We start from the raw sequence: 26,928 nt of genomic DNA on the forward strand, positions 1-26,928 counted from the left end.
CTGGAGCCTGCACCATGAACGCCAAAGAACAATTCATCGCCGCCAACGCCCATGTGGACGAAGCGGCGGTCCAGCCATTGCCCAACTCCCGCAAGATTTACGTTGAGGGTTCGCGCCCGGACCTGCGAGTGCCGATGCGTGAGATCAGCCAGGCCGACACGCCGACCGGCTTCGGCGGCGAGAAGAATCCGCCGATCTTCGTCTACGACTGTTCCGGCCCGTATTCCGACCCGGCGGCCAAGATCGACATCCGCTCCGGCCTGCCGGCGCTGCGCGCCAGGTGGATCGAAGAGCGCGGCGACACCGAGGAGCTGCCCGACCTGACGTCCGAATACGGCCGTCAGCGCGCCGCTGACGCCAAGCTCGACGAACTGCGGTTCCCCGGCCTGCATCGCAAGCCGCGCCGGGCCAAGGCCGGCGCCAACGTCAGCCAGATGCACTACGCCCGTAAAGGCATCATCACGCCGGAAATGGAATACGTGGCGATCCGCGAAAACCTCAATCGCGCCGCTTACATCGAATCCTTACGGTCGACCGGCCCGCAGGGCGAAAAAATGGCCAAGCTGCTGACCCGCCAGCATCCCGGCCAGAGCTTTGGCGCTTCGATTCCGGCCGAAATCACGCCGGAGTTCGTGCGCAGCGAGGTCGCCCGCGGCCGCGCCATCATCCCGAACAACATCAACCACCCGGAAAGTGAGCCGATGATCATCGGCCGCAACTTCCTGACCAAGATCAACGCCAACATCGGCAACTCGGCGCTCGGCTCCTCCATTCAGGAAGAAGTCGAGAAGATGACCTGGTCGATCCGCTGGGGTGGCGACACGGTGATGGACCTGTCCACCGGCAAGAACATCCACGAAACGCGCGAGTGGATCATCCGCAACTCGCCGGTGCCGATCGGCACGGTGCCGATCTACCAGGCGCTGGAAAAGGTGAACGGCAAGGCCGAGGACCTGACCTGGGAAATCTTCCGCGACACGCTGATCGAACAGGCCGAACAAGGCGTCGATTACTTCACCATCCACGCCGGCGTGCTGCTGCGCTACATCCCGATGACCGCCAGCCGGATGACCGGCATCGTCAGCCGCGGCGGCTCGATCATGGCCAAGTGGTGCCTGGCGCATCACAAGGAAAGCTTCCTGTACACGCACTTCGAGGAAATCTGCGAGATCATGAAGGCCTACGACGTCGCCTTCAGCCTCGGCGATGGCCTGCGTCCCGGCTCGATCTACGACGCCAACGACGAAGCGCAACTGGGCGAATTGAAGACGCTCGGCGAACTCACCGAAATCGCCTGGAAGCACGACGTGCAGACCATCATCGAAGGGCCGGGCCATGTGCCCATGCACCTGATCAAGGAGAACATGGACCTGCAGCTCGAATACTGCAAGGAAGCCCCGTTCTACACCCTTGGCCCCTTGACCACCGACATCGCGCCGGGCTACGACCACATCACCAGCGGCATTGGCGCCGCGATGATCGGCTGGTACGGCACGGCCATGCTCTGCTACGTGACGCCGAAGGAGCACCTCGGCCTGCCCGACAAGAACGACGTCAAGGAAGGCATCATCACCTACAAGCTCGCCGCCCACGCCGCCGACCTGGCCAAGGGCCATCCCGGCGCGCAGATTCGCGACAACGCGCTGTCCAAGGCGCGCTACGAGTTCCGCTGGGACGACCAGTTCAACCTCGGCCTCGACCCGGACAAGGCCAAGTCCTTCCACGACGAAACCCTGCCCAAGGAATCGGCCAAGGTCGCCCACTTCTGTTCGATGTGCGGCCCGCATTTCTGCTCGATGAAGATCACGCAGGATGTGCGCGATTTCGCTGCACAACAGGGTTTGAACGACGAAGATGCGTTGCAGAAGGGTATGGAGACCAAGGCCGTCGAATTCGTGAAGACCGGGGCGGAGATCTACCACAAGGTATGAGCGAGCCTACGGCGCCTAGCGAAGGCGTCCTGATTCGACTGGCCGCCTGGGTCGAACGCCGTTTCCGGCAGGCCCAGGCGTACGTCCGTTCCAACCAGAACTACCTGCTGGCGCAGGGCAGGATATGGCTGGGCCGTGCCGTGTTCTGGAGTTTCGGCATCATCGTCGGTCTGGCAGCAGTCGGCTTCGCATTGATGACCGACCATGCGGCCCATTTTTTTGCCACGGCGGCCGGGCGCCATCCCTGGCTGCCTTTCGTCGTCGCGCCGCTGGCCGGGGCCGGTTTGCTGTGGGTGACCCGGAACTGGTTTCCGGGCTCGCAGGGGTCGGGGATTCCGCAGGTGATCGCCGAAATGAAGCGGGCCACCGATCGGCCGTGGCGGCCGTTGATTTCGTTGCGCATTGCCGTCGGCAAGATCATGGTTGGTGTGGCTGCGGTCGGTTCCGGGTTTTCGTTCGGCCGCGAGGGGCCGACGGTGCAGGTCGGTGCCTGCCTGATGGCGGCGGCCGGCCGTTTTCTGCCGACCACCCTGCGCATCCAGCGCGCCCATCTGCTCGTCGCCGGCGGCGCCGCCGGCATCGCCGCTGCCTTCAATGCACCGCTGGCCGGCATCGTGTTTGCCATCGAGGAGCTGTCGCGCAGCATCGAGTCGCGGATGAGCGGCGTGGTGATTACCGCGATCGTGCTGGCCGGCGTGATCGCCCAGCATTTCCTGGGCAGCGACAATTATTTCGGGCGTGTCGTGGTGTTCGGTGACAGTGCCGAACTGGCTTACGCGATTTTCGTCTGCGCCCTGGTGACCGGCATTACCGGCGGCTTGTTCGCCCGTCTGTTGCTGACCTCGGCGCTGGGCTGGAAGGGGCGGCTGGCCGACTGGCGCGCCGCGCATCCTTACGGTTTCGTGGCCTTCTGCGGCCTGCTGGTCGCCGCGCTCGGGCATGTCACCGGCGGCGTCACCTGGGGCAGCGGTTTCGAGCAGACGCACATGTTGCTGAGCGGTCAGGCCGACATGCCCTGGTATTTCGGGCCGGCCAAGTTCGTTGCCACCGTGGTTTCCTATCTTTCCGGACTGCCGGGCGGCATCTTCGCGCCATCGCTGGCCATCGGCGCCGGCGTTGGGCAGAACCTGCAGCCCTTGCTCGGCGGTCATGCCTTTCCGACGACGGTGGTCGTGCTGTGCATGGTCGGTTTTCTTGCCGCGGCCACGCAGGCGCCGATCACCGCCTTCGTGATCGTCATGGAGATGGTCGACGGCTATCCGCTGGTGATCGGCCTGATGGCCACTGCGCTGATCGCTTCGGCGGTCTCGCGGCTGGTCTCGCGGCCACTCTATTCCTCGCTGGCCGAACACATGGTGCGCCAGCAGCAACCGCCGCCGGCGGCCACACAGGCGGCGATTAGCGAGCCGCCTGCCGAGACGCCGAAAACATCGGCCGGCTAGCCGGCCGCCGTTTTCAGAGAGTCAGGTTGCTGCGCAGACGGGCCAGCAGTTTCACGCCGACGCCCTTGGCCCGGGTCAGTTCGTCGAGCGAGGCGTAGGGACGGGCGGCAACGATGGCCTTGGCGAGTGTCTTGCTGATGCCTTTGACAGCGGCGATTTCCGCTTCCGTTGCGCTGTTGACCGCAACCTTGCCGGCGCTCGTCTTGCCGGCAGCCGTTGCCGGTTTGGCCGTTGCCGGGCGCGCCAGCGGACGGAAGTCGCGGGTCAGGTAACCAGCCGGCGTCCACTCGCGCAGCATCAGGGTCAGGTGGCCGTTGGCCGGCAGTTCGCCAGTCGGTACGCTGAAGCGCAGGTCTTGCCAGCTCTGCTGGCCGTCCAGGCTGCCGAGCATCAGGCCGGCGACCGGCTCGCCCTGCCAGGGGCCGCCGTCGCAGGGGGCGGCGAGCGCCCAGATTTCCAGCGCCAGCGTGCCGCTGCGGTTGTCGCTGGGGCGCGGGTTGATGATGCGGTCGACGGCGATTTCGGCGGTTTTTTCGTCAAAGCCGACGTTGACCGCAGCTTGCAGGGCCGGTTGGACAAAAACGATCGGCGCCGGATAGGCCGCGCGGTCGGCGATTTCGCCATCGCGCAGCAGTTCCAGTGCCGGCCACCACGGGCCTTCACCGGCCGGCGGGACGAGCAGGGCGTCGCCGGCGATCAGCGATTGACCCGGCGGCAGCGGCAGCGTGGCGACGACGATGCCGTTGCCGACCACCAGGCGCAGCGCCCAGTTCGCCGAGGTGTCGGGAATGTCGCTGAGTTCGGCATTCAGATGGACGAAGTCGCCGTCGGTACGATAGCCGTGGCGGGGGCCCAGGCGGATGGATTGGGTAGGCATGTGTCGAGCTCCGGGAGCGGCAAAAAGGCGCGCATTATAGGCAGGTCGCGATGGAAATCCGGTGAAATCCAAAAGAATATTTTGTGATGCACTCATGCGGTGCAAATGGCTTGCGGATGCGGCTTTCGGCGTGATTGTATTGTCCGGAATGCGACATGCCAATATGATATTTCCGCACTGCAAAGAGGCGTTTTCCGGCAGCTTGCCGTCGGGTTTGCGACAATGGCCGGATGTCCGAGGAAATTCCCGTTTGCCGTGCCGGTTGCGGCGCCTGTTGCATCGCCCCGTCGATCTCGTCGCTGGCCAAGCCGGCGGGCGAGCCGTGCCGGCATCTCGACGCCGAATGGCGTTGCCGGCTGTTCGGCGATCCGCGGCGGCCGGCCTGCTGCGGCGGCCTGCAACCGTCCGTCGAGATGTGCGGCAGCAGCCGGGCGCATGCCCTGCAGTGGCTCGCTGAACTGGAGGCGCAGACCCGGCCCTGAGGGTAAAATGCGCGCTCCTGTCATAGAAGCGCCCCCATGGATACCCTGCTCCTGTTCAAAGCCCTGATCCTCGGCATCGTCGAGGGTCTGACCGAATTCCTGCCGATCTCGTCGACCGGCCACCTGATCATCATCGGCAGCCTGCTCGACTACACCGACGAGCAGAGCAAGGTGTTCAAGATCGTCATTCAGTTGGCGGCCATCCTTGCCGTCTGCTGGTTCTACCGCGAGCGCATCGTCCGCGTCGTCGGCGGCCTGGGTAACGATCCCGCGCAACGCCGTTTCACCGGCCTGCTGATCGTCGGTTTCCTGCCGGCGGCGGTGCTCGGACTGATGTTCCACAGCATCATCAAAAACTACCTGTTCAACCCGTTGACCGTGGCCGGCGCGCTGATCGTCGGCGGTCTGGTCATCCTCTACGTCGAGCGCAAGGCTTACCACCCGCGGGTGGACAGCGTCGAGGCGATGGGCTGGCAGGATGCGCTGAAGGTCGGCTTCGCCCAGGCGATGGCAATGTTCCCGGGCGTTTCGCGTTCCGGCGCGACGATCATGGGCGGACTGATCTTCGGCCTGTCGCGCAAGACGGCGACCGAGTTCTCCTTCTTCCTGGCCATTCCGACGATGTTCGCGGCGACCGTCTACGACGTCTACAAGAACTGGTCGCTGCTGCACATGGCTGATCTGCCGGTGTTCGCTGTCGGCTTCGTGGCCTCTTTCGTCGCCGCGATGCTGACCGTCAAGGCGCTGCTGCGTTACGTCTCCAGTCACGATTTCACCGTTTTTGCCTGGTATCGCATCGTTTTTGGCGTGATCGTGCTGTTGACCGCGCAATTCGGCTGGGTCGAGTGGCACGCGGGCTGATCCTTTACCTGCACGGTTTCCGTTCCTCGCCAGGCGCCTGGAAGTCGCGCCTGCTTGGCGAGGCAATGGCCGAACGCGGGTTGGCGGAACATTTCCTCTGCCCGCCCTTGTCGTCGGTGCCGGCGCAGGCGATGGCCGACGTGTCGGCGCTGATCGGAAACGCGCAGACGCAAGGGCGCGGGCCGGTGACCCTGGTCGGTTCCTCGCTCGGTGGGCATTACGCCAGTTATCTGGCGGCCCGCCACGGTTTGCGCGCGGTGCTGATCAACCCGGCTGCGGTCGACCGGCTGGATCCGGACAAATTCGTCGGCGAACACCGTTACCTGCACGGCGAGGACAGCTTCGTGTTTACCCGCGAACATGCCGCGCAATTGCACGCCCAGATCCTGCCGCCGCCGGTCGACGATCTGTGGCTGCTGCTGGAAACCGGCGACGAGGTGCTCGACTACCGGCAGGCGCAGGCTTTCTGGCTGGGCTGTCGGCAAACGGTGCTCGAAGGCGGCGATCACAGCTTCACCCGTTTTCCTGAGTTCATCCCGCAAATACTTGAATACGCGAGGTTATAATCCGCCGATGAACGTATTATTCGAAGAAGACGGCGGTTTCAAGGCAGGCAGCATCATGGCCGACAACGACAGTTCGTTGCAGGTCGAAATGCCCTCCGGCAAGCGCAGCAAGATCAAGTCGGCCAACGTGTTGCTGCGTTTCGCAGCCCCGGCGGCCAGTGCCCTGCTCGACCAGGCAACGCCGCTGGCCGATGAAATCGAGGCGGATTTCCTGTGGGAGTGTGTCAGCGATGGCGAATTTTCGTTTCTGGATTTTGCCCGTGATTACTACGGACACGACCCCGCGCCGGTCGAAGCGACGGCGGTGCTGCTTGCCCTGCACGCAGCGCCCGTCTATTTTCATCGCAAAGGCAAAGGGCATTTCCGCAAGGCGCCTGCCGACATTCTCGCAGCCGCTCTGGCCAATTTTGAAAAAAAGCGTCAGCAAGCGCTGGCGATGGAAGGCTGGCTCGCCGAGCTGAAGGCATTCCGCCTGCCGCCGGAAATCGGCGCGCTCACCGACGCCCTGCTCTACGCGCCGGACCGCAACAAGCCGGAAACCAAGGCCTTCGAGAGCGCCTGCGCCGAAACCGGCCTGAGCGCCGCGCAACTGCTGTTCAAGTGCGGCGCGATCAAGTCGGCCTACCACCTGCACTACAAGCGTTTCCTGCACGAGCAGTTCCCCAGGGGCACCGGCTTCCCGGCGCTTGAGGCACCCGGCCTGCCGTCCGATCTGCCGAAAGCCGGCGTGCGCGCTTTCTCGATCGACGACGCCAACACCACCGAGATCGACGACGCGCTGTCGGTCACCTGGCTGCCCGGCATCGGCACCCGCATCGGCATCCATATCGCTGCGCCGGGGCTGGCCATCGAGCACGGCTCGCCGCTCGATGGCGTCGCCCGCGCCCGGCTGTCGACGGTGTACATGCCCGGCAACAAGATCACCATGCTGCCTGACGCCGTGGTCCAGAACTACACGCTGGCCGGCGGCGTCGATTGCCCGGCGGTGTCGCTGTATCTGACGGTCAACGACGTTTTCGAGGTGGTTTCCCACGAATCCTGCGTCGAACTGGTGCACATCGCCGACAACCTGCGTCACCACGACGTCGAACCCTGGTTCAACGCCGAGACGGTCGGCGGCGCCCTGCCGGACAAGCCCTTTGCCCGCGAGCTGCTGCATCTGTGGCACTTCGCTAACGCCTGCGAAGGCCGCCGCGGCAAGCCGTCGGCGGTGCAGGGCGTGAACGACTACAATTTCGAGATCGCCGGCGACCTCGCCGACCCGGACAGTTGCACTGTCGGCATCAGCGAGCGCAAGCGCGGCAGTCCGCTCGACAAGCTGGTCGCCGAGCTGATGATCGTCGCCAATTCGACCTGGGGCGGTCTGCTTGCCGAGAAGAACATCGCCTGCCTGTACCGCGCCCAGACCCAGGGCAAGGTGCGCATGACCACTTCGCCGCTGCCGCACGAAGGCCTCGGCGTGCCGCAATACGCGTGGATGACCTCGCCGCTGCGCCGCTATTGCGACCTGGTCAACCAGTGGCAGCTGATCGCCTGCCTGCGCGGCAATCCGCCGCCCTTCCCGCAAAAGTCGGCCGAGCTGTTCGCGGCGATGCGCGATTTCGAGCTGACCTACGCCGCCTACGCCGATTTTCAGCGGCTGATGGAGCGCTACTGGTGCCTGCGCTGGCTGCAGCAGCATCAGGTCGTCGAGATCGAGGCGACGGTACGTCGCGAACAACTGGTCAAGCTTGACCACCTGCCGCTGATGCTGCGCGTGCCGTCGATGCCGGCCGATCTGGCGCCGGGCAGTCGCGTGCGTCTGGCCGTTGAGCAGATCGATCTGCTCGGGCCCGAGGTGAGCGCCCGCTTCGTTGTCGCCCTCGATTCGGCTGAAGCCGAAGCCGCGCTGCCGGAGGACGAGGCGGCGTGAGCAAGCGCTTGGCCCTGCCCCTGCCGGAAAATCCCGCCGATCGCCGGTTGACCCTGGCGATCGTGGTTTCCCTGCTGGCGCACGGCCTGCTGTTGTCACTGCATTTCGCCTTTCCCGATGCGTCGAAGATCGCCCGTGAAAAGGCACTCGACATCATCCTGGTCAATGCCCGGTCGGCCAAGCGCCCGCACGATGCGCAGGCGCTGGCGCAGAGCAACCTGGATGGCGGCGGCAACACCGATGCCGAGCGGCGCGCGGCAACCCCCCTGCCGTCCACCGAACGGCAGGAGTCGGGCAATGACCTGCAGCAATTGCGCCGTCGCGTGCGCGAACTGGAGGCTCAGCAGCAGCGCATGCTGACGCAGGCCGAGAGCAAGGCCCGGGTGAATGCGGCCGAAACCCGCAGCGAGCAGCCGGCGCCGGCACCGGTCAGCGGCCTGGACCTGGCCGATACGGCGCGGGCGATGGCCCGCCTGGAAGGCGAGATCAACAAGGCAATCGATGAATACAACAAGCGGCCGCAGAAGAAGTTTATCGGCGCACGCACGATGGAATACGGCCTGGCGCCGTATTTCGATGCCTGGAAGCAGAAGATCGAGCGTATCGGCACGCTGAATTATCCCGAGGAAGCGCGCGGCAAGCTGTACGGCAAGGTAGTGATCTACGTCGAGCTGCGCGTCGACGACGGCAGCATCTACAACGTCGAGATTTCCCGTTCGTCCGGGCACAAGGTGCTTGATCAGGCGGCCATGCGCATCTTGCGCCTCGGCGCGCCCTTCGGGCCGATTCCGCGCGAGGCGATGGGTGGCGCGAGCATCCTGTCGTTTGCCCGCGAATGGAATTTCGTGCCCGGCGATACCGTCGCCACCAGCAACCGCTAGAACTCCATCATGTCCGATCTCTACGCCGTGTTCGGCAATCCGATTGCCCACTCGAAATCGCCGCTGATCCACGCTGCCTTTGCCCGCTCGACCGGGCAGGATCTGATTTACGAGGCGCGGCTGGCGCCGGTGGACGGCTTTGCCGCCGCCGTTGCCGAATTCGTCGCCGCGGGCGGGCGCGGCGCCAACGTCACCGTGCCGTTCAAGGAAGAGGCCTTCCGTCTGTGCGACGAACTCAGTCCGCGCGCGGCGCGGGCCGGTGCGGTCAACACCTTGCGTTTCGAAAAAAGCCGGGTGTTCGGTGACAACACCGACGGTGCCGGGCTGGTCGCCGACATCGAAGGCAATCTGGCCTTCCCGCTGCCCGGCAAACGGGTCCTGTTGCTTGGCGCCGGCGGTGCTGCGCGCGGGGTGATCGAGCCGTTGCTGGCCGCTCGGCCGGCTGCGCTGGCCATCGCCAACCGCAGCGCCGACAAGGCCGAGGCGCTGGCTGCGCTGTTTGCCGACATGGCTGCGGTCGACGCCGGAGATTTCGCAAAAATGGCCGGCAGAAGTTTCGATCTGGTAATCAACGCGACCTCGGCGAGCCTTTCCGGCAACGCCCTGCCGCTGCCGGAGGGCCTGTTCGCGCCGGGCGCGCTGGCCTACGACATGATGTACGGCAAGGGTGAAACGCCCTTCCTGCGCCAGGCCCGCGAGCAGGGGGCGGCACAGCTGGCCGACGGTCTGGGCATGCTGGTCGGCCAGGCGGCCGAAGCTTTCGCCGTATGGCGCGGCGTGCGGCCGGCGACGGCGCCGGTGCTGGCCGGTTTGCGCCAGGCGCTGGCCGGATGAAAACCGTCGGCCGCTGGCTGCGACGCGGCCTGCTGTTCGCCATCGGTGCGCTTGTCCTGTGGCTGCTCTGGCTGCTGGCCTGGGTCGCCTTCTGGGGGGTGGTCAATCCGGGAACGACGCGTTTCATGGAAATCCGCCTCGCCGAATTGCGCGAAAAGCAGCCGGATGCAGTGCTGCGCCAGCAATGGGTGCCTTACGAGCGCATCTCGACCCATCTGAAGCGGGCGATCATCGCCGCCGAGGACGCGAAGTTCGTCGATCATGAAGGCTTCGACTGGGAAGGTATCCAGAAAGCCATCGAAAAGAACCAGAAAAAAGGGCGCTTCGTCGCCGGCGGCTCGACGATCAGCCAGCAACTGGCGAAGAATCTCTTCCTGTCGCCGACCAAATCCTATTTCCGCAAGGCCGAGGAAGCGGTGATCACGCTGATGCTGGAAAACCTGTGGAGCAAGCAGCGCATCTTCGAGGTTTACCTGAACGTGATCGAATGGGGCAACGGCGTGTTCGGTGCCGAAGCCGCGGCACGTCATTACTACGGCGTGTCGGCCGGCCAGCTTGGGCCGGAACAGGCGGCGCGACTGGCCGGCATGGTGCCTAATCCGCGCTTCTACGACCGCAACCGCAGCGCGCCGGGCCTCGGTCGCAAGACGGCGATCATCTTGGCCCGGATGCCTTCGGCCAGCGTGCCCTGAAGCGCTCCGCCTAAGGGTAATCCGCAGCAATTTGCCCCTTGGTCCGCACCGTCGCGGTGCTAGAATGCCGCATCTTTTGCGGCACTGCACCATGAGCGAAGAAGGCCAACTGACCGACACCGAAGACCTGCAGGAGCGCCTCGCCGAGGTGCAGACCCTGCTCGCTCGGCACAAGCTGGTCGAGGAGCTGGTGCACCGTCAGGAAGGGCCGCGCCACGAGCTGGTCGAAGGGCTGGTGCACAAGCAGCATCTGCACGAACTGCAGCACATGCTGGAGCCGATGCACCCGGCCGACATCGCCTTCATCCTCGAGGCGTTGCCGCTCGACGATCGTCTGATCGTCTGGGATCTGGTCAAGGCCGAACACGACGGCGAAATCCTGCTCGAAGTCTCCGACGCGGTGCGCGAAAGCCTCATCGAGTCGATGGAGCGCACCGAGCTGCTGGCCGCCGCCGAAACGCTGGATGCCGACGAGCTGGCCGACCTGGCCCCCGATCTGCCGCAGAGCGTCATCGACGACGTCTTCCAGAGCCTGTCGGTCGAGGAGCGCGAACACCTGCGGGCGGCGATGTCCTATCCCGAGGATTCGGTCGGCGCGATCATGGACTTCGACATGGTCACCGTGCGCGAGGACGTCACGCTCGAAGTCGTGCTGCGCTATCTGCGCCGCTTCGACGAACTGCCCGATCATACCGACCAGCTGTTCGTGGTCGACCGCAACGAGCATCTGAAGGGCGTGCTGCCGTTGAACATCCTGCTGGTCAACGAAGTCGAGGTCGAGGTCGGCTCGCTGATGCATGCCGACTTCGTCCATTTCGAGCCGGACGATGATGCCGAGGACGCCGCCAAGGCTTTCGAGCGTTACGATCTGGTGTCGGCGCCGGTGGTTGACAGCATCGGCCGGCTGGTCGGCCGGGTGACGGTCAACGAGGTCGTCGACTACATCCGTGAGGAAGCCGAGCAGGAGCAACTGGCGCAGGCCGGTCTGGCCGAGGAGGAAGACATCTTCGCCTCGGTCTGGGATTCGGTGCGCAACCGCTGGGCCTGGCTGGCGATCAATCTGGTCACCGCCTTCGTCGCTTCGCGGGTGATCGGCGCCTTCGAAGGGTCGATCGAGAAGCTGGTGGCGCTGGCCGCGCTGATGCCGATCGTTGCCGGTATCGGCGGCAATTCCGGCAATCAGACGATTACCATGATCGTGCGGGCGATCGCCATGGGTCAGGTCCAGCCCGATGCGATGCGCCGCCTGCTGCGCAAGGAACTCGGCGTGGCGACGATCAACGGCCTGATCTGGGGCGGCCTGCTGGGCATTGCCGCCTGGTGGCTGTACGGCAGCTATCCGCTCGGCCTGGTGATGACTGCGGCGATGACGCTCAACCTGTTGCTTGCCGCGACGGCTGGCGTCGGTATTCCGCTGCTGCGCCAGAAATTCGGCGCCGACCCGGCGGTCGGTGGTTCGGTGATGATCACCGCACTGACCGATTCCGGCGGTTTCTTCATCTTCCTCGGTCTGGCGACCGTGTTCCTTCTCTGAGCCTTCAGCGAGCTGTCTGAGTATCCGGTTGCCACGCGGAGGGGGTTGGCAAACAGCCGAGACGGCGCAGCATACGTTCCGGCGATAGCAGGATCAGTATCCGCCGTTCGCCGGCTTCGTCGATCGGTTTGACCAGCGCGTCGATGAGTGACGTGCCGTCGCTCATCATCTCGGGAAGCGCTTCTATCCTGCCGGCGGGAATTTCGCTGACGGCAGCCAGCTGGTCGATCAGGATGCCGAAGCGCGGTCCGTTGCGGCCGGATTCGAGCACGACGATCTGGCGCTGTCCGCGGTCGCCGGCCCGGCGGCGTTCGGGCGATGGCGTACGGCTGGCCAGCAACGGGGCCGGGTCGATCACGCTCAGCGCCTCGCCGCGATACATCAGGCAGCCACAGAGATTGTTGCCATGGTCGGGCAAGGGGGTCAGGTGCTCGCAGGCGACGGCCTCGATTACCTGCTCGGCGCGAATGCCGTACCAGTTGCCGGCGATGTGGAAACACGCGATGTCGACTCCGTTCGCACCGGTCTGGCGTTTGGCCGCCGTCTGCTGAGCGACGGGCATGCGCTGCCGGGCCAGGCGTTCGCCGTCGACGATGCCGGCGGAAAGCGGGCGGAATACCAGCGCCAGTACATCGTCGCGCTGCGCCGTTTCGCCACTCCGGTATTCCCGGTAGCCGGCGCTCATCGTCGAACCGACGGCGTAGTAGCGCCCATCGAAGATGACGATGTTGGTGAAGCTTTCGCCGCGGCCCAGATTGAAGAATTCGGAACCGATCAGCAGCGGGGTACCGGCTTCGATGTGCGGCGCTGTCGTCGCCATGACCCGGCCGTCGCGGCCGGCGAACACGGCAAAGGTATCCGGGACCGGGCTGCCATCGGTCTGTCGTGGCAGGATGTCGTCGAGCATGGCGCGGAACTGCGGCTCGGCATCGAACACGATGGCGATGCCGCCGACCGGCTCGTTGCTGTCGGGGGCGCGGACGGTCGCCGCATGGATGTAGGTCGGGCGTCCGTCGTAGAGCGGGCTGGGTTCGAAGGCGGATTGCGTGTAGTGCTGCGTGTCGGCCAGATTCAGCGTCGGGCGGACCCAGGCCGCTTCTAGTCGGCGGCCCAGCCAGTCGTTGTCGGCCGGGTTGGAGACGGCGACCACCTTGCCGCTGCCGTCGAACAGCATCAGGTTGCTGTAGACGGTGTACAAGGCATTGATCCGGCGCAGCACGTCGGTCAGTCGTGCCCGTTGCCCGGCATCGATGTTGCCGGGCTGAGCGAGTATCTCCCGGAAGCATGGCGTGAGCGCCCACCAGCGGCAATCGTTGGCCCGTTCGTACAGGTTGCGGTCCAGAATATCGATGGCCAGCGCCGCTTGCGTGCCGCAGTCGAACAGCGTCGATGAAATCACCGCCTTGTAGAGATTGGCGATCGCGCTGGCGAATACCGTGCGCGTGTGTTCCCCGGTATGTCCGATCTCGCGCAGCAGGATTTTGGCGAAACCGGCATTCTGTGCCGCATCGGGATCGCGACACAGCCAGACGTGACCGTTCCAGACCGAACGGTTCAGTTCATCCTGAATACGTGCCGCTTCGCGCGGGATGGCTTTGAGTTCCGGGCTGAACAGCGTCGAGGTTTCCAGGACGCCGGCCAGGAAGTCGTCGGGAACCATGGCCAGTTCCTCGCAGCCCGAGCTTTCGAAGGCGTGGTTGAGTGGCGTCAGCGCATGCGCGACCCAGCCGGGCACCCGGTAGCCCTGATAGCCGTGTGTCCGGCGCGTGGTGGCCAGGTATTCCCGGCCGGCAAAGCGGACGATGCGGCAGGCGTCGTCGGCGACAGCTTCGAGCGTAACGCCGAGCGGAAACTGGTTGGTGTCGCTGCTGGCGATGACCCGGCCGGTTGCATCGAGCAGGGTGATGACGGTCCAGTCATCCGGCGCCACCAGGCTGTCGAAAATCCGCCGGCATTCATCCTGGAAGCGGAAGCACAGGCACAGGATGGCGACCGGTCGCGTGCCGTCTTCCGACATGACGCGATAGGCGTAGATCAGCGGGCTGGGATCGCCCGGCAGCAGATCGCTGGGCCGGAAGATTTCGACATAGCCGGCGTCGGTGGCCAGCGCTTCGCCGATCAGCCGGTCTTGCGAAGCGCTGACCGGATTGTTGCCGTCGAGCTGCAGCAGCACCTCGCCGGACGGCGAGAGCAGCATGATGTTGTGGTAGACCGAGTATTTCTCGACATATTCGGTGAAGCGGGACAGCAGCTTCATGCTGGCGAACGGGTCCGATGTCCGTCTCGGGTCGTCGCAGCCGGCCTCGGCAAAGCGCCGTATCTCGCTGTCGGTGGCCAGGAAACCGATATCGGCGGTGCGCTCGAAAAGGTTGCGGGTCAGCACGTCGACCGCAATACCGGCAGCGGCGCCGAGATGCAGCAGGGCTTTCTTGTGCTGCTCGCGGACCAGTTGCTCGAGCAGTATGTCGGCCTGACGGTTGAATTCGCCACGCATCGCGCTGATGTCGGTGCCGGCCGAGAGCAGTTGTCCGAGCAGGCTGAGCTGGTCGTAAGCGGCCCGGATTTCCGCCAGTCGGGCACGATCTTCGGCCAGGCTGTGCATGAAGCCGGCCAGATAGTCGAGACCGGGTTGTGGGCGGGCGTGGGCGCGTTTTCTCATGAGGTGGCTCCGGAATGGTGCAGCGACAGGTCGTTGCAGCAAAAACGGTGCCCGATGAAACGAGCCATTCCGGGGCAAAACTGCCCTGTTGTGGGGGCGGGTGCAGGCTTTGGCAAAAAAAGGCGCACCTTCCGGGTGCGCCGTTGCGTGCCAGACGCAGGGCGGTTCGGGCCCGCCCTGCGCTGTCCGCATGTGTCGCCGCTCGCGTCAGGCGGCGATTGACGCAGATCGCCTGTCAGCAGGAACGAAACAGGCGGAACCGCTGGCGTTCAGGCTTGCGTCGCGAACCAGGCATCCGCGGCGGCAATCGTGCCGGCGATGTCGGCCTCGCTGTGCGCGGCCGAGACGAAACCGGCCTCGAAGGCCGACGGCGCGAAGTAGTGGCCGGCTTCGATCATGGCGTGGAAGAAGCGGTTGAATGCTTCCTTGTCGCAAGCCAGCACTTCGTCGTAGCTGCCCGGGCAACGCTCGGCGAAATAGAGGCCGAACATGCCGCCGACGTTCTGCGCGCTGAAGGCGACACCGTGCTTCTGCGCAGCGGCGACCAGGCCATCGCACAGCGCCTTGGTTTTTGCGGTCAACGCCTCGTAGAAGCCTTTTTCCTGAATGAGCTTCAACGTCGCCAGCCCGGCCGCCGTGGCGACCGGGTTGCCAGACAGCGTGCCGGCCTGATAGACCGGGCCGAGCGGCGCGATCTTTTCCATGATCTCGCGGCGACCGCCGAAGGCGCCCATGGGCATGCCGCCGCCGACCACCTTGCCGAAGGTGGACAGGTCCGGGGTGATGCCAAAGAGGCCTTGCGCGCTCTTCAGGCCGACGCGGAAGCCGGTCATCACTTCGTCGAAAATGAGCACGGCGCCGTACTGCGCGGTCAGCTCGCGCATGGCCTTGAGGAATTCCGCCGTCGGCGCGATCAGGTTCATGTTGCCGACCACCGGCTCGACGATCACCGCGGCGATCTTGTCGCCGTGCGCCTTGAAGGCTTCGGCCAGACCCTGCGGGTCGTTGTAGGTGAGGACCATGGTCGTTTCGGCGGTGCCGGCCGGTACGCCGCCCGACGACGGGTTGCCGAAGGTGAGCAGGCCGGAACCGGCCTTGACCAGCAGATGGTCGGCGTGACCGTGGTAGCAGCCCTCGAACTTGACCAGGATGTCGCGGCCGGTGAAGCCGCGCGCCAGGCGGATGGCGCTCATCGTCGCCTCGGTGCCGGAGGAAACCAGGCGGACCATGTCGAGCGACGGCACCATCTCGCAGAGCAGATCGGCGATCTCGACCTCGCGCTCGGTCGGCGCGCCGAAGGAGAGGCCGTCGACCACCGCGGCCTGCACGGCGGCGATGACCTGCGGGTGGGCGTGGCCGAGGATCATCGGGCCCCAGGAGCCGACGTAGTCGGTGTACCACTTGCCGTCGGCGTCCTGGACCTGGCTGCCAGCGCCCTTCTGGAAGAACAGCGGCGTGCCGCCGACCGAGCGGAAGGCGCGCACCGGCGAATTGACGCCGCCAGGGATGTGTTTCTGGGCGCGGGCGAAGAGTTCTTCGTTACGGGAGGTCATGACTGGGCTTCCTCGAAAAGTCGTTGATAGGCGGCGGCGCGGGCTTCGATGTCCGGTGCCGAAAAAAGATCGGTGATGACGGCGAGCAGGTCGACGCCGGCGGCGAGCAGCGGCGGTGCGTTAGCGACGGTGATGCCGCCGATGGCGCAAAGGGCTGCGGTCAACTGCGGTTTTTGATCAAAAAACAGGTCGACCGTGGCGCTTGCGGCATCCGGCTTGATCGACGACGGATAGACCGCGCCGAAGGCGACGTAGTCGGCCCCGGCCTGCTGGGCAGCCGCGGCCAGTGCCGGTTCGGCGTAGCAGGAGGCGCCGAGGATGGCTGCCGGACCGAGGATGGCGCGGGCCAGTTTCAGATTGCCGTCGTCGCGGCCGAGGTGAACCCCGTCGGCATCGACCAGTCGGCACAGCGGCAGGTCGTCGTTGATCAGCAGGCGGGCCGAGTAGCGGCGTGTCAGGGCGCGCAAGGCATGGGCGCGGCTGACGCGTTCGGTCGGCGGGCTGGTCTTGTCGCGGTATTGCAGCAGCCGGCAGCCGCCCTGCAGCGCGGCGTCGACTTCGGTCAGCAGTCGGGCGCGGTCGCTGCGTTCCGGCGTGATCGCGTAGAGCCCGCGCAAGCTTGCGCGCGATTCAGGCATTCTGCCCGTTCTCCTGTTCGGCCTCGTCGCCGCGGGCCCAGAACAGGCGGTCCGGAATGAACTGGCCCATGCCGCCGCGGAAGCCGTGCTTGAGCGCCTGCCAGGTGTAGTCCTGGGCATCGCGAACGGCTTCCTCGATGCTGGCACCGCCGGCGATGCAGCCGGCAATGGCCGAGGCCAGCGTGCACCCGGAACCGTGGTAACTGCCCGGCAGCCGTTCCCAGCGGTCGTGGCGCAGGGTGCCCTCCGGCCCGTACAGCGTATTGATGACCAGCGGCGTGTTTTCGTGCGTGCCGGTGATCAGCACGTACTGGGCGCCCATCTCGATCAGCCGGGTGGCGCACAGGTCGAGCGCCGGTTCGTTGTCGTCCTCGTCGCTTTCCGCCAGCCGCCGGGCTTCCGGTGCGTTGGGCGTGATCAGCGTGGTCTGCGGCAACAGCATCTCGCGCATTGCGGCAATGATGTCCTCGCCGGACAGATTGTCGCCACGCCCGGAGGCGAGCACCGGGTCCAGCACCAGCGGGATTTCCGGGTAGTCCGAGACGATTTCGGCGACCATCAGCACGTTTTCGACGCTGCCCAGCAGGCCGACCTTGAAAGCGGCCACCGGCATGTCTTCGAGCACGGTCCGCGCCTGCTGTTCGAGCAGTTCGGCGGCGACCGCCTGCAGGCTGGTGACGCCGGTGGTGTCCTGGACGGTCAGCGCGGTCAGCGCGGTCAACGGATGGCAGCCCAGGCTGGCCAGCGTCAGGATGTCGGCCTGGATGCCGGCGCCGGAAGTCGGGTCGCTGGCGGCAAACACCAGCACCTGGGCGGGGGTGGCGGGGATCGGGGTGTGATTTGGCATGAAGGCTTGGCGCCGGCGGGTTCTTGATGGGCGGGCGCCCGATTCTAGCCGATTCGCCGGGCGACCGGCGGCCATCCGTCGGATGATGCAACAGTGCGGCGGGACTTGGCCCCGACGTGCGCTTCCGTAGTATGATGCGCCGATAGCAAGGACACGCATCCATTTCGAGCCAGGGGACAGCGAATTGACTGATTTATCCAGACTGCGCGGCGTCCGGGTGATGGTCATCGACGACAGCAACACCATCCGGCGCAGTGCCGAGATATTTCTCGTGCAGGCCGGTTGTCAGGTCGTGTTGGCCGAGGACGGTTTCGACGCACTGGCGAAGATCGCCGATCATCAGCCGGCCGTGATCTTCTGCGACATCATGATGCCTCGTCTGGACGGTTACCAGACCTGCGCCCTGATCAAGAAAAACCCCCGTTTCAAGGCCACCCCGGTGATCATGCTGTCGTCCAAGGACGGCCTGTTCGACCGGGCGCGCGGTCGCATGGTCGGCTCCGATCAGTACCTGACCAAGCCGTTTACCAAGGACAGTCTGCTGCAGACGGTAGCCACTTTCGCGCTGCCGGCGGAAACGGAAATCAACCCGTAGTTTCAGGAAGCAACAAATGCCCGTCAAGAACATACTCGTCGTCGACGATTCCCCTACCGAACGTTTCTTCGCGGTCGATCTGCTGACCAAGGCCGGCTATCAGGTGAGCACGGCCGAGAATGGCGAGGAAGGCATCGCCAAGGCGAAGGTGGAGAAGCCGGACCTGATTCTGATGGACGTCGTGATGCCTGGGCTGAACGGCTACCAGGCCACCCGCACGCTGACCCGGGACGAAGCCACCAAGCACATCCCGGTGATCGTGTGCACGACCAAGGGCCAGGAAACCGACAAGATCTGGGGCTTGCGCCAGGGGGCGGTCGATTATCTGGTCAAGCCGCTCAATCCGACCGACCTGCTGGCGCGCATCGCCGCCCTGTCCTGACCGGCGATGGCCCGCAAGAGCAGCCTTCGCGACTTTCAGGCCTATCTGGCCGGGCGCCTCAGCGATGCGGCGCAGGGCGGGCGGGCGGCCTCGTGGTTGGGGATCGAGGCGCGCGGCGAGTCCTGGCTGGTAGAACTATCTGATGGTGGCGAAATCGTGCAGGCACCGCAGTTGACCGAAGTGCCGCTGACGCGCCCCTGGTTTGCCGGAATCGCCAACGTACGCGGCAACCTGCATTCGGTGACCGATTTTTCGGCTTTTCTGGGTGGACCGCAGACACCGCGTAATGCCAATACCCGTCTGCTGTTGATCGGCACGCGGCATGGTTCGAATGCCGCGCTGCTGGTATCGCGCATGCTGGGGCTGAAAAACCCGGAGGATTTCGTCCCGGCCGACGCCGACGAACAGTTGCCGGCGTGGGGGCGCCAGCGCTTCTCGGATGTCCATGGCGGGATGTGGCACAAGTTGTCGGTCCGCGAATTGCTGGCCGATCCGGAATTCATGAATATCGGAACCTGAGATCAAAGGCGGATCGCGAAAAGCGGTTCGAGAGGAGGAAAACGACATGGCATTCAGCCTGAAGCTGCCGAAATTCGGCGCCGGTGCGAAAAATGATGGACCGATGACGATCGCTGCTGACGAAGACGCGACGACACCGGGCCGCAAGTCGGCAAAGTTGCCGATGCCCGCCTTCCTGGCGGACAAGCCGGCCGTCCAGCAGATGAAGATCCTGGGTGGCGTGTTCGTCGCCCTGCTGCTGCTGATCGCGGTGCTGGTCTTCCAGGACAACCGCAGTTCGACCTACGGTACCGCCTACGTCGCGGCCTCCGGCGAAATGCGCATGCTGTCGCAACGGCTGGCCAAGGCTTCCTCCCTTGCGCTGCAGGGCAACCCGGAGGCCTTCGTCCAGCTCAATGATTCGCGCAACACCTTCGCCACCCTGCTGGAACGACTGAATGCCGGCGGTGAGTTGAGCGGTGTCGATGTGCCGGCTTCGCCGGGAGCGGTCAGGCCTCAGCTCGAGGCGCTTGGCGAACTGTGGGCGCAGACCGACAAGGACGCTTCGGCGGTGCTGGCGCAACAGAAGAGCCTGGTCGAACTCGGCCGTAGCGTGGCAACCATCGACGACAACAATGCGGTGATGCTCGAGCTGACCGAACAGGTCGCCTCGCTGAAACTGCAGGCCGGTGCCGGTGCGCGCGACGTTTTTTCGGCCAACCAGCTGGTCATGCTGACCCAGCGGATTGCGAAGAATGCTTCCGCGCTGCGGGTCGGTACCGAAATCAACCCGGAGGTCGCTTTCCTGCTCGGCAAGGACACCAACAACTTCCGCGACCTGCTGCAGGGCTTGCTCAAGGCGGGGGGCGATGGTGAGGTGCGGGGCAAGCTGGACGCCTTGCAGGCGGCGTTCAAGGATTACGAGACGGCGATTTCCGGCATCCTTGGCAACATGCAGCCGCTAGTCCTGTCCAAGCAGGCCGGTTCGCGCATCTTCAACGGCAGCGAGCAACTCCTGCTGGCAACCGACGAACTGGCGCGCGCCTATCAGGCCGGCCTCGCCGGGCATGCCTTCTTCCTGCTCTTCCTGGTCCTGTTGATCGCGGCCGCGGCCGGCGTGCTTTATCTGCTGGCCCGGGTCTATTTGGCCGACAACCAGCAACGGACGCTGGAAGCCGAAGCCCAGCGCCTGACCTCCGAGCAGGCCAACCGTGAAAACCAGGATGCCATCCTGCGCCTGATGAACGAACTGGGCGACCTGGCCGACGGCGACCTGACCGTTACCGCCACCGTGTCCGAGAACATCACCGGTGCGATCGCCGACTCGATCAACTACACCATCGAAGAACTGCGCGTGTTGGTCGGCCGCATCAACGATGCGGCAAATCGCGTGACGGCGGCGACCGAAATCGCCCGCCAGACGTCTTCCGAACTGCTCAGCGCCGCCGAGCGCCAGTCCAGCGAAATTCAGGAAGCCGGTCAGTCGGCGTTGGTCATGGCGCGGTCGATGAACGAAGTGTCGGGTAACGCCATGCAATCCGCCCAGGTTGCCCGCCAGTCGCTGCAAGCCGCCGAAAAAGGGACACAGGCGGTGCAGGATTCGATCAAGGGCATGAACGAAATCCGCAACCAGATTCAGGAAACCTCGAAGCGGATCAAGCGCCTCGGCGAAAGCTCGCAGGAGATCGGTGAAATCGTGGAGCTGATTTCCGACATTACCGAACAGACCAACGTGCTGGCGCTGAATGCCGCCATCCAGGCGGCTTCCGCCGGCGATGCCGGGCGCGGCTTTACCGTGGTTGCGGAAGAAGTGCAGCGTCTGGCCGAACGCTCGGGTGAAGCAACCAAGCAGATCGCGGCCATCGTGAAAACCATCCAGACCGATACCCAGGACGCGGTTTCCGCGATGGAGCAATCGACACAGGGGGTGGTCGAAGGGGCCAAACTGTCCGATGCCGCCGGTCAGGCACTGTCCGAGATCGGACAGGTGTCGCGCAATCTGGCCGACCTGATCGAGTCGATCTCGGGCGCAACGCAGGAGCAGGCCGATTCGGCAACACACGTTGCCGGTCTGATGCAGGACATCCTGCGGGTGACCGAGCAGACCACCGCCGGTACGCAGCGTACCGCCGAGGCGGTCGATGAACTGTCCGCGCTGGCTTCCGAACTGAAGGGCTCGGTGGCCGGTTTCAAGGTCGATTGATTCTGATAGACGAGCGCGCATGAACGTCGCAACGGAATTCGATCTCGGTCCGCTGACCTGGGTCAAGGGCGAGATCGACCTGGCCCTGGGCCGGGCCGAGGAAGCGCTGGCCGCCTGGGTGGCCAGCGGTGATCCAACGCAGGTCAAGTTCTGCCGGACGCATGTGCACCAGGTGAACGGTGCGCTCGACATCGTTGGCCTGAGCGGGGTGACCGAGTTGACCGAATTGCTCGAAGCCCTGCTCCTCGACGTCGAGGAGGGGCGGCTGGCAGCGGCGGCGATCGTGCACGAGGTGGCGGCCGAAGCCCTGGCGGCATTGCGGCAGTATCTCGACGACCTGATCGCTGGCGAAGCCCATCAACCCTTGCGCCTGCTGCCGATCTACGGGCGCCTAGCCGAGGCGCGCGGGGCGCCGCCAGTGCATCCCGGCGACCTGTTCTATCCCGACCTCAGCCTGCGACCGCCGAAAGCGCAGATCACGCCGCCGGTGCTGACGCCGGACGAAATGCGTAAGGCGCTGCGGACGCAACGCGCCCGATTCCAGAAAGGCCTGTTGCGCTGGCTGAAACAGCCGGCCGAGGCGGCGGCCGGGCGCCAGGCGATGAGCGACGCGCTGGCCGCCATTGAAGCGCTACAGCCGAATGCCGCCGCCCGGTCGTTCTGGTGGGTGTCGCAGGCCTTTCTTGAAGCGCTCGGCGAACCGAGTATCGCCAATGAACCGTTGGCCCGCCAACTATGTTCGCGCATCGATCTGCAGATTCGCCGCTTGCTCGAAGGCTCGGGCAATCTGGCCGAGCGTGTCATGCGCGAGGCATTGTTCTATGTGGCCCAGGCGCCGGCCGACGCTGCGCCGCTGGTGTCCCAGGCGCAGGAAATCTTCGATTTGCCGGCCCTGCTGCCGTCGACCGCAGCGGTGCAGGCCCTGCCCAAGGCGCAGGAAATCGCCTTGCGCCGACTGCGCGAACTGGTGGTCGGCCTCGAGGAAGGCTGGAACAAGTACTGTGCCGGCAGTCCGGCCAGTCTGGCGGCGTTCGTCGAACAGGCGCGGCAGGCCGCACAACTGACCGGCGAACTGGGTCATACCGACCTGAAGCGGCTCGGTCAGGGCATGCTGGCCATCGCCAACTGGCTGCTCGAAGACGCTGCCCGTTTTGCCGACAATGTCGCCATGGAGGTGGCAACCGCCATTCTGCTGCTGGCCGATGCGCAGGAGAATTTCCGGCGGCTGGGTACCGATTTCGCGCAGCAGGTCGATCTGATGGTCGATCGGCTCTATGCCTGCATCGCCGGCCGTCAGGCCAGCAACGAGGCGCTGCCGCTGCTCGACGAAATGACCCGTCGGGCGCAGGAAAAGCTGCTCATCGCCCAGGTCGGCCGGGAAATCCAGGCCAGCCTGGCTCAGGTCGAGCAGGCGCTCGACGGCTTCTTCCGCGACACCGGCAAGGGGCTGGATACCAAAGCCCTTGAGGCGCCGCTCAAGCAGATCGGCGGCGCACTGGCGATGCTCGGGCATTTTGCTGCGGTCAACAGCCTGAAACAGACGATTTCCCGGATCGAGGGCTTTGCCGCGCCCGGCTATGTGCCGGCCGAAGGCGATTTCCAGACGGTGGCCGACGAACTCTCGGTGCTCGGCTTCTTCGTCGATGCGCTGCAACACGGCGAGCACGATTTCACCGCCTTCTCCCGCCGCCTGCACGGCGAAAGCGAGGCGGTTGTCGCCGACGATCCGGTGCTGACGGTCGAGGCCGAACTGGCTCAGCAGGCACGCGAAACCAAGGCGTTGGCCGATGCATTGCGGGCAGCGCCCGACAACCAGCATCTGCAGGAAGCCTTGCGCCAGAACCTGACGACCCTGCAGAAGGACGCCGATCTGGTGGCCGACCGCGAACTCGGCGAATCGGCCAAGGCCGCACTGGCTGCGCTGGAGTCCGGCGAACAGGTCGAAGCGGCCCTGTCCGGCCTGCGTGCGCCGCAGCTCGATGCGCCGGCGCCGTCTGCCGAAACGCTTGAACTGGCCGGTTCCAGCCATGAAATGATCGATGCCGAGCTGCTGGCCATCTTCATCGAGGAAGCGCACGAAGTGCTGGCCGCGATGGCGGAACAGAAGGGTTTGCTGGCGGCCGATCCGCACAACCTCGACGCACTCACCACGATCCGCCGCAACACCCACACGCTGAAGGGTTCCGGTCGCATGGTCGGGCTGGGCGAGCTAGGCGAAACGGCCTGGGAAATCGAACAGACGCTCAACCTGTGGTTGCGCCAGGACATGGCGGTCACGCCGGAACTGCTGGGCATGATCGACGACGAGCATGCGCTGTTCTCGGCCTGGGTCGCCCATCTGGCCAGCGGCGAAGGCACGGCGCCCGAGCCGCGGGCGCTGGTTGCGCTGGCCGCTCGTCTGCGCGGCGTCGAGGCAGTGGATGCTATCGAGGGAGCGCTGCCGCAGGCCGCCGAAGTGCCATCGGAAAGTCTGCCGGCGGCCGAGCTCACGGTCGAGGAGATCACACTCGATCTGCCGGATTTCCTGCCTGACGAGATCGACGCCATCGCCGTGACGGCGGAAGATACGTCCGCCGCCGAACCGCCGGTCGAGCAAACGGCGACCGAACCGGCCACCGAAGTGCCCGCCATCCTGTCGGACGACTCGACGCTGGCTGCCGAAGCGCTTGCACCGGTGCAGACCATCCAGGTCTCGCCGACCTTGTACGACATCTTCCGGGATGAAGCGCGCGGGCATCTGGTCACCCTGATCGAGGCCTTTGCAGTGATCGATGCCGATCCGCTGGCACCGACCACCTTCGAAATGACACGGGCAGCCCACACCCTCGGCGGCATCGCCGCGACGGTCGGCCTGTTGCCCCTGCATCATCTGGCGATCGCGCTCGAGCACGCCCTGTTGCGGCGCGATGCGTCGGGTCAGCCGGGCAGTGTCGAAGGTCTGGAAACGGTGCGTCAGGCGATCCTGACCTTGCGCGAAATGTACGACGGACTGGCCGTGCAGCGGATGCCGGAAGAGGCTTCGTCGCTGCTCGTTGCGTTGACCGAGATCTTCCAGCACGTGCCGTCGGCGCCGGTTGCCGGCGAAGGCGTGGCGGAGGTCATCCCGCTTTACCCGGCGGCCCGGGAAGCGGCGCCGGCCGAGCCGGCTGTCGATGTCGCGCCGGCCGTCGCCAGCGTGCTGCCGCAACTGAACGATGAACTCGACGAGCAACTGCTGCCGATCTTCCTTGAAGAAGCGGTGGATCAGTTGCGCGAATTGACCGAGCAACTGCGTGCCTGGCGCCAGGCACCGAAGGAGGGGGCCGCGCCGCGTGCCATCGCCCGCCTGTTGCACACCTTCAAGGGCAATGCCCGGATGGCCGGGGCGATGAACCTCGGCGAAGCCACCCACCTGCTTGAGACGCGTGTTCAGGAAGCCAGCGTGGCCGGCGATGCAACCAGCGCGTTCATCGACGAAATCGAGAACGGTTGCGATGCGCTGGCCCAGGCGGTCGAGCGCCTGTTGGCTGGTGAATCGGCGACAGCGACCGGGCACGAAGGCCTCGCCGATGCCGGAGAAATTGCGCCGGCGGAGCCGTCGACCGCAGCCGACGGCCCATCGGTCGGCGAGACCGATGGCGCGGGCCAGCAGGCCAACCTGCGCGTACGCGCCGACCTGATCGACCGGCTGGTCAACGAGGCCGGCGAGCTGTCCATCGCCCGCGCCCGGATCGAAGGCGAAATGCGCGGCCTGAAGGGCTCGTTGCTCGACCTGACCGAAAACGTCATCCGTCTGCGCCGCCAGTTGCGCGAGATCGAAATCCAGGCCGAGACCCAGATCCAGACGCGTGTCGCCCAGTCGCACGACGGTCAGGCCGAATTCGATCCGCTCGAACTCGACCGCTTCACGCGCTTCCAGGAGCTGACCCGCTTCATGGCCGAGTCGGTCAACGACGTGGCGACCGTGCAGCAGACCTTGCTCAAGAACCTCGACGACGCCAACGCCGCCATCCTCGCCCAGGCACGCCTCAACCGCAGCCTGCAGCAGGAGCTGATGGGTGTGCGCATGTTGCCGTTTGCCAGCCAGTCGGAACGGCTCTACCGGATCGTCCGGCAGACTGCCAAGGAAGTCGGCAAGCGGGCCAACCTCGACATCGTCGGCGGTCAGGTCGATGTCGACCGTTCGGTGCTGGACAAGATGCTGGCGCCGATCGAACACATGCTGCGCAACGCGATCACCCACGGCATCGAAGCGCGCGACGAGCGTGTCGCTGCCGGCAAGGCGGAAAGCGGCGAAATCGTCCTGAAACTGGCTCAGGAAGCCAACGAAATCATCCTGACGCTGAGCGACGACGGGCGCGGCCTGGACCGCGGGCGCATCCGGGCGCGGGCCGAAGCCCTCGGGCTGCTGGCGCCGGATGCCGATATCGGCGATGCGGCACTGTTCGATTTCATCTTCCAGCCCGGGTTTTCGACCGCCAGCGAGGTGACCCAGGTATCCGGCCGCGGCGTCGGCATGGATGTGGTCAAGACCGAAGTCTCGGCGCTGGGCGGGCGCATCGAAATCGCCAGCGAAGCCGGTCAGGGCACCACCTTCCGCCTCTACCTGCCGCTGACGTTGGCGGTCACGCAGACGCTGCTGGTGCGGGCGGCGACGCAGATGTTCGCCGTGCCGTCGACGATGATCGAGCAGGTGCTCGAACTGAAGGAAAAGGGCCTCAACGCGATCCGCGAGGTCGGCGAAGCCGTATGGCAGGGGCAGCACTATCCCTTCCATTTCCTGCCCCATCTGCTGGGTGACGTACAAACGCAGCCGGAAGCGCATCGCCAGTACTGGGTGCTGCTGCTGCGTTCGGGCAGCCAGCGCGTTGGGGTGCTGGTCGACGAACTGAAGGGCAACCAGGAAGTCGTCGTCAAGAATATCGGTGCCCAGCTGGCGCGCGTGGTCGGCGTGGCCGGGGCGACCGTGCTCGGCGACGGACGCGTGGTGCTGATTCTCAACCCGGTCGCGCTGGCCAGCCGCCGCGATGCGCTGCCGGCCGGCAGCGTGGTGCCGCGCGCCGTGGTGGCGCAGGGCGAGCAGCGTCTGCCGACGGTGATGATCGTCGACGACTCGCTGACCGTGCGCAAGATCACCAGCCGCCTGCTGCTGCGCGAGGGCTATCAGGTCCTGCTGGCCAAGGACGGCGTCGATGCGCTGGAGCATCTGGTCGACGAACGGCCGGATGTCATCCTGTCCGACATCGAGATGCCGCGCATGGACGGTTTCGACTTCGTCCGCAACGTCCGGGCCGACGCGCAGCTGCGGCATATTCCGGTGATCATGATCACCTCGCGCACGGCCGACCGGCATCGCAACTACGCGCTGGAAATCGGCGCCAACCATTACCTCGGCAAGCCCTACGACGAGGAAGAACTGCTCGCGCTGGTCGCCGGCTATTGTCGGAAAGCCGAGTGATTTCCGGTTGACCGCAGCGCTGCGGTCAACCGGCTGCCATTGCCGAAAATCGCAAGCCGCGCTCGCCAGCGAAATTCCTGCATGCCTATAATGAGAACTTGTTT

20 protein-coding genes are annotated in these 26,928 nt (G+C 65.3%); 15 read left to right on the forward strand and 5 right to left on the reverse strand.

Going from position 1 to position 26,928, the window contains the following annotated elements; all coding sequences use genetic code 11:
* Positions 1-14: 14 nt before the first annotated feature.
* Both thiC and L0962_RS03080 read left to right on the forward strand, forming a co-directional pair.
* The gene (gene thiC / locus L0962_RS03075) at positions 15-1,931 is read left to right on the forward strand and encodes a phosphomethylpyrimidine synthase ThiC (RefSeq protein WP_234084016.1); all 1,917 of its coding nucleotides are present in this window, start codon (positions 15-17) and stop codon (positions 1,929-1,931) included.
* Positions 1,928-3,373 carry a chloride channel protein gene (locus L0962_RS03080; RefSeq protein WP_234084018.1) on the forward strand — a complete coding sequence of 482 codons (1,446 nt, stop codon included), beginning with the start codon at positions 1,928-1,930 and terminating at the stop codon, positions 3,371-3,373. Before thiC ends, L0962_RS03080 begins: the two co-directional genes overlap by 4 nt.
* Positions 3,374-3,386: 13 nt before the next feature.
* Here L0962_RS03080 and L0962_RS03085 read toward each other — a convergent pair whose 3' ends face one another.
* Positions 3,387-4,250 (reverse strand): helix-hairpin-helix domain-containing protein, encoded by an 864-nt coding sequence (locus L0962_RS03085; RefSeq protein ID WP_234084020.1) that lies wholly within the window; start codon positions 4,248-4,250, stop codon positions 3,387-3,389.
* Positions 4,251-4,480: 230 nt separating this feature from the next.
* Here L0962_RS03085 and L0962_RS03090 point away from each other — a divergent pair, with 230 nt between their 5' ends.
* From L0962_RS03090 to mgtE, 8 genes are all read left to right on the forward strand, one after another.
* Complete coding sequence (locus L0962_RS03090; RefSeq protein ID WP_234084022.1) at positions 4,481-4,732, forward strand: YkgJ family cysteine cluster protein; 252 nt, start codon at positions 4,481-4,483, stop codon at positions 4,730-4,732.
* Positions 4,733-4,768: 36 nt separating this feature from the next.
* Positions 4,769-5,593: an undecaprenyl-diphosphate phosphatase gene (locus L0962_RS03095; RefSeq protein ID WP_234084024.1), complete on the forward strand. Its 825-nt coding sequence runs from the start codon at positions 4,769-4,771 to the stop codon at positions 5,591-5,593.
* Positions 5,578-6,159, forward strand: coding sequence for a YqiA/YcfP family alpha/beta fold hydrolase (locus L0962_RS03100; protein ID WP_234084026.1), 582 nt, complete (start codon positions 5,578-5,580; stop codon positions 6,157-6,159). Before L0962_RS03095 ends, L0962_RS03100 begins: the two co-directional genes overlap by 16 nt.
* A 7-nt stretch (positions 6,160-6,166) precedes the next feature.
* The gene (locus L0962_RS03105; RefSeq protein WP_234084029.1) at positions 6,167-8,071 is read left to right on the forward strand and encodes a ribonuclease catalytic domain-containing protein; all 1,905 of its coding nucleotides are present in this window, start codon (positions 6,167-6,169) and stop codon (positions 8,069-8,071) included.
* A complete protein-coding gene (locus L0962_RS18270) occupies positions 8,068-8,952 on the forward strand; it encodes a TonB family protein (protein ID WP_234084031.1) in 885 nt (294 codons plus the stop codon). Before L0962_RS03105 ends, L0962_RS18270 begins: the two co-directional genes overlap by 4 nt.
* A 9-nt stretch (positions 8,953-8,961) precedes the next feature.
* A complete protein-coding gene (aroE, locus tag L0962_RS03115) occupies positions 8,962-9,786 on the forward strand; it encodes a shikimate dehydrogenase (protein ID WP_234084033.1) in 825 nt (274 codons plus the stop codon).
* Positions 9,783-10,478, forward strand: coding sequence for a monofunctional biosynthetic peptidoglycan transglycosylase (mtgA, locus tag L0962_RS03120; protein ID WP_234084035.1), 696 nt, complete (start codon positions 9,783-9,785; stop codon positions 10,476-10,478). The genes aroE and mtgA overlap by 4 nt, the downstream gene beginning before the upstream one ends.
* A 91-nt stretch (positions 10,479-10,569) precedes the next feature.
* Positions 10,570-12,012, forward strand: a complete 1,443-nt coding sequence (mgtE, locus tag L0962_RS03125) for a magnesium transporter (RefSeq protein WP_234084037.1) — start codon at positions 10,570-10,572, stop codon at positions 12,010-12,012.
* Between the two features lie 4 nt (positions 12,013-12,016).
* Here the strand turns inward: mgtE and L0962_RS03130 are convergent, their stop codons facing one another.
* The 4 genes from L0962_RS03130 to L0962_RS03145 form a co-directional block, all read right to left on the reverse strand.
* On the reverse strand, positions 12,017-14,671 hold the full coding sequence (locus L0962_RS03130; protein ID WP_234084039.1) for a chemotaxis protein CheW: 2,655 nt from the start codon (positions 14,669-14,671) through the stop codon (positions 12,017-12,019).
* A gap of 269 nt (positions 14,672-14,940) precedes the next feature.
* Positions 14,941-16,224: a glutamate-1-semialdehyde 2,1-aminomutase gene (gene hemL / locus L0962_RS03135; protein WP_234084041.1), complete on the reverse strand. Its 1,284-nt coding sequence runs from the start codon at positions 16,222-16,224 to the stop codon at positions 14,941-14,943.
* The gene (thiE, locus tag L0962_RS03140) at positions 16,221-16,862 is read right to left on the reverse strand and encodes a thiamine phosphate synthase (protein WP_234084043.1); all 642 of its coding nucleotides are present in this window, start codon (positions 16,860-16,862) and stop codon (positions 16,221-16,223) included. The genes hemL and thiE overlap by 4 nt, the downstream gene beginning before the upstream one ends.
* Complete coding sequence (locus L0962_RS03145) at positions 16,855-17,709, reverse strand: hydroxymethylpyrimidine/phosphomethylpyrimidine kinase (RefSeq protein ID WP_234084045.1); 855 nt, start codon at positions 17,707-17,709, stop codon at positions 16,855-16,857. Before L0962_RS03145 ends, thiE begins: the two co-directional genes overlap by 8 nt.
* Positions 17,710-17,929: 220 nt before the next feature.
* On the opposite strand from L0962_RS03145, the gene L0962_RS03150 reads away from it, so the two are divergent.
* From L0962_RS03150 to L0962_RS03170, 5 genes are read left to right on the forward strand one after another with little or no spacing between them, the layout of a single operon-like run.
* Positions 17,930-18,304: a PleD family two-component system response regulator gene (locus L0962_RS03150; RefSeq protein WP_234085071.1), complete on the forward strand. Its 375-nt coding sequence runs from the start codon at positions 17,930-17,932 to the stop codon at positions 18,302-18,304.
* A 16-nt stretch (positions 18,305-18,320) separates the two neighbouring features.
* Positions 18,321-18,686 (forward strand): response regulator transcription factor, encoded by a 366-nt coding sequence (locus L0962_RS03155; protein ID WP_234084047.1) that lies wholly within the window; start codon positions 18,321-18,323, stop codon positions 18,684-18,686.
* 6 nt (positions 18,687-18,692) lie between these two features.
* Positions 18,693-19,205, forward strand: a complete 513-nt coding sequence (locus L0962_RS03160) for a chemotaxis protein CheW (RefSeq protein WP_234084049.1) — start codon at positions 18,693-18,695, stop codon at positions 19,203-19,205.
* 46 nt (positions 19,206-19,251) lie between these two features.
* Positions 19,252-21,387, forward strand: a complete 2,136-nt coding sequence (locus L0962_RS03165) for a methyl-accepting chemotaxis protein (RefSeq protein ID WP_234084051.1) — start codon at positions 19,252-19,254, stop codon at positions 21,385-21,387.
* A gap of 19 nt (positions 21,388-21,406) precedes the next feature.
* Positions 21,407-26,824 carry an Hpt domain-containing protein gene (locus L0962_RS03170; protein WP_234084053.1) on the forward strand — a complete coding sequence of 1,806 codons (5,418 nt, stop codon included), beginning with the start codon at positions 21,407-21,409 and terminating at the stop codon, positions 26,822-26,824.
* The last annotated feature ends 104 nt before the right edge of the window (positions 26,825-26,928 follow it).

This window comes from Azonexus sp. R2A61 (genome assembly GCF_021401135.1).
In the GTDB taxonomy this organism is placed as follows: Bacteria; Pseudomonadota; Gammaproteobacteria; order Burkholderiales; family Rhodocyclaceae; genus Azonexus.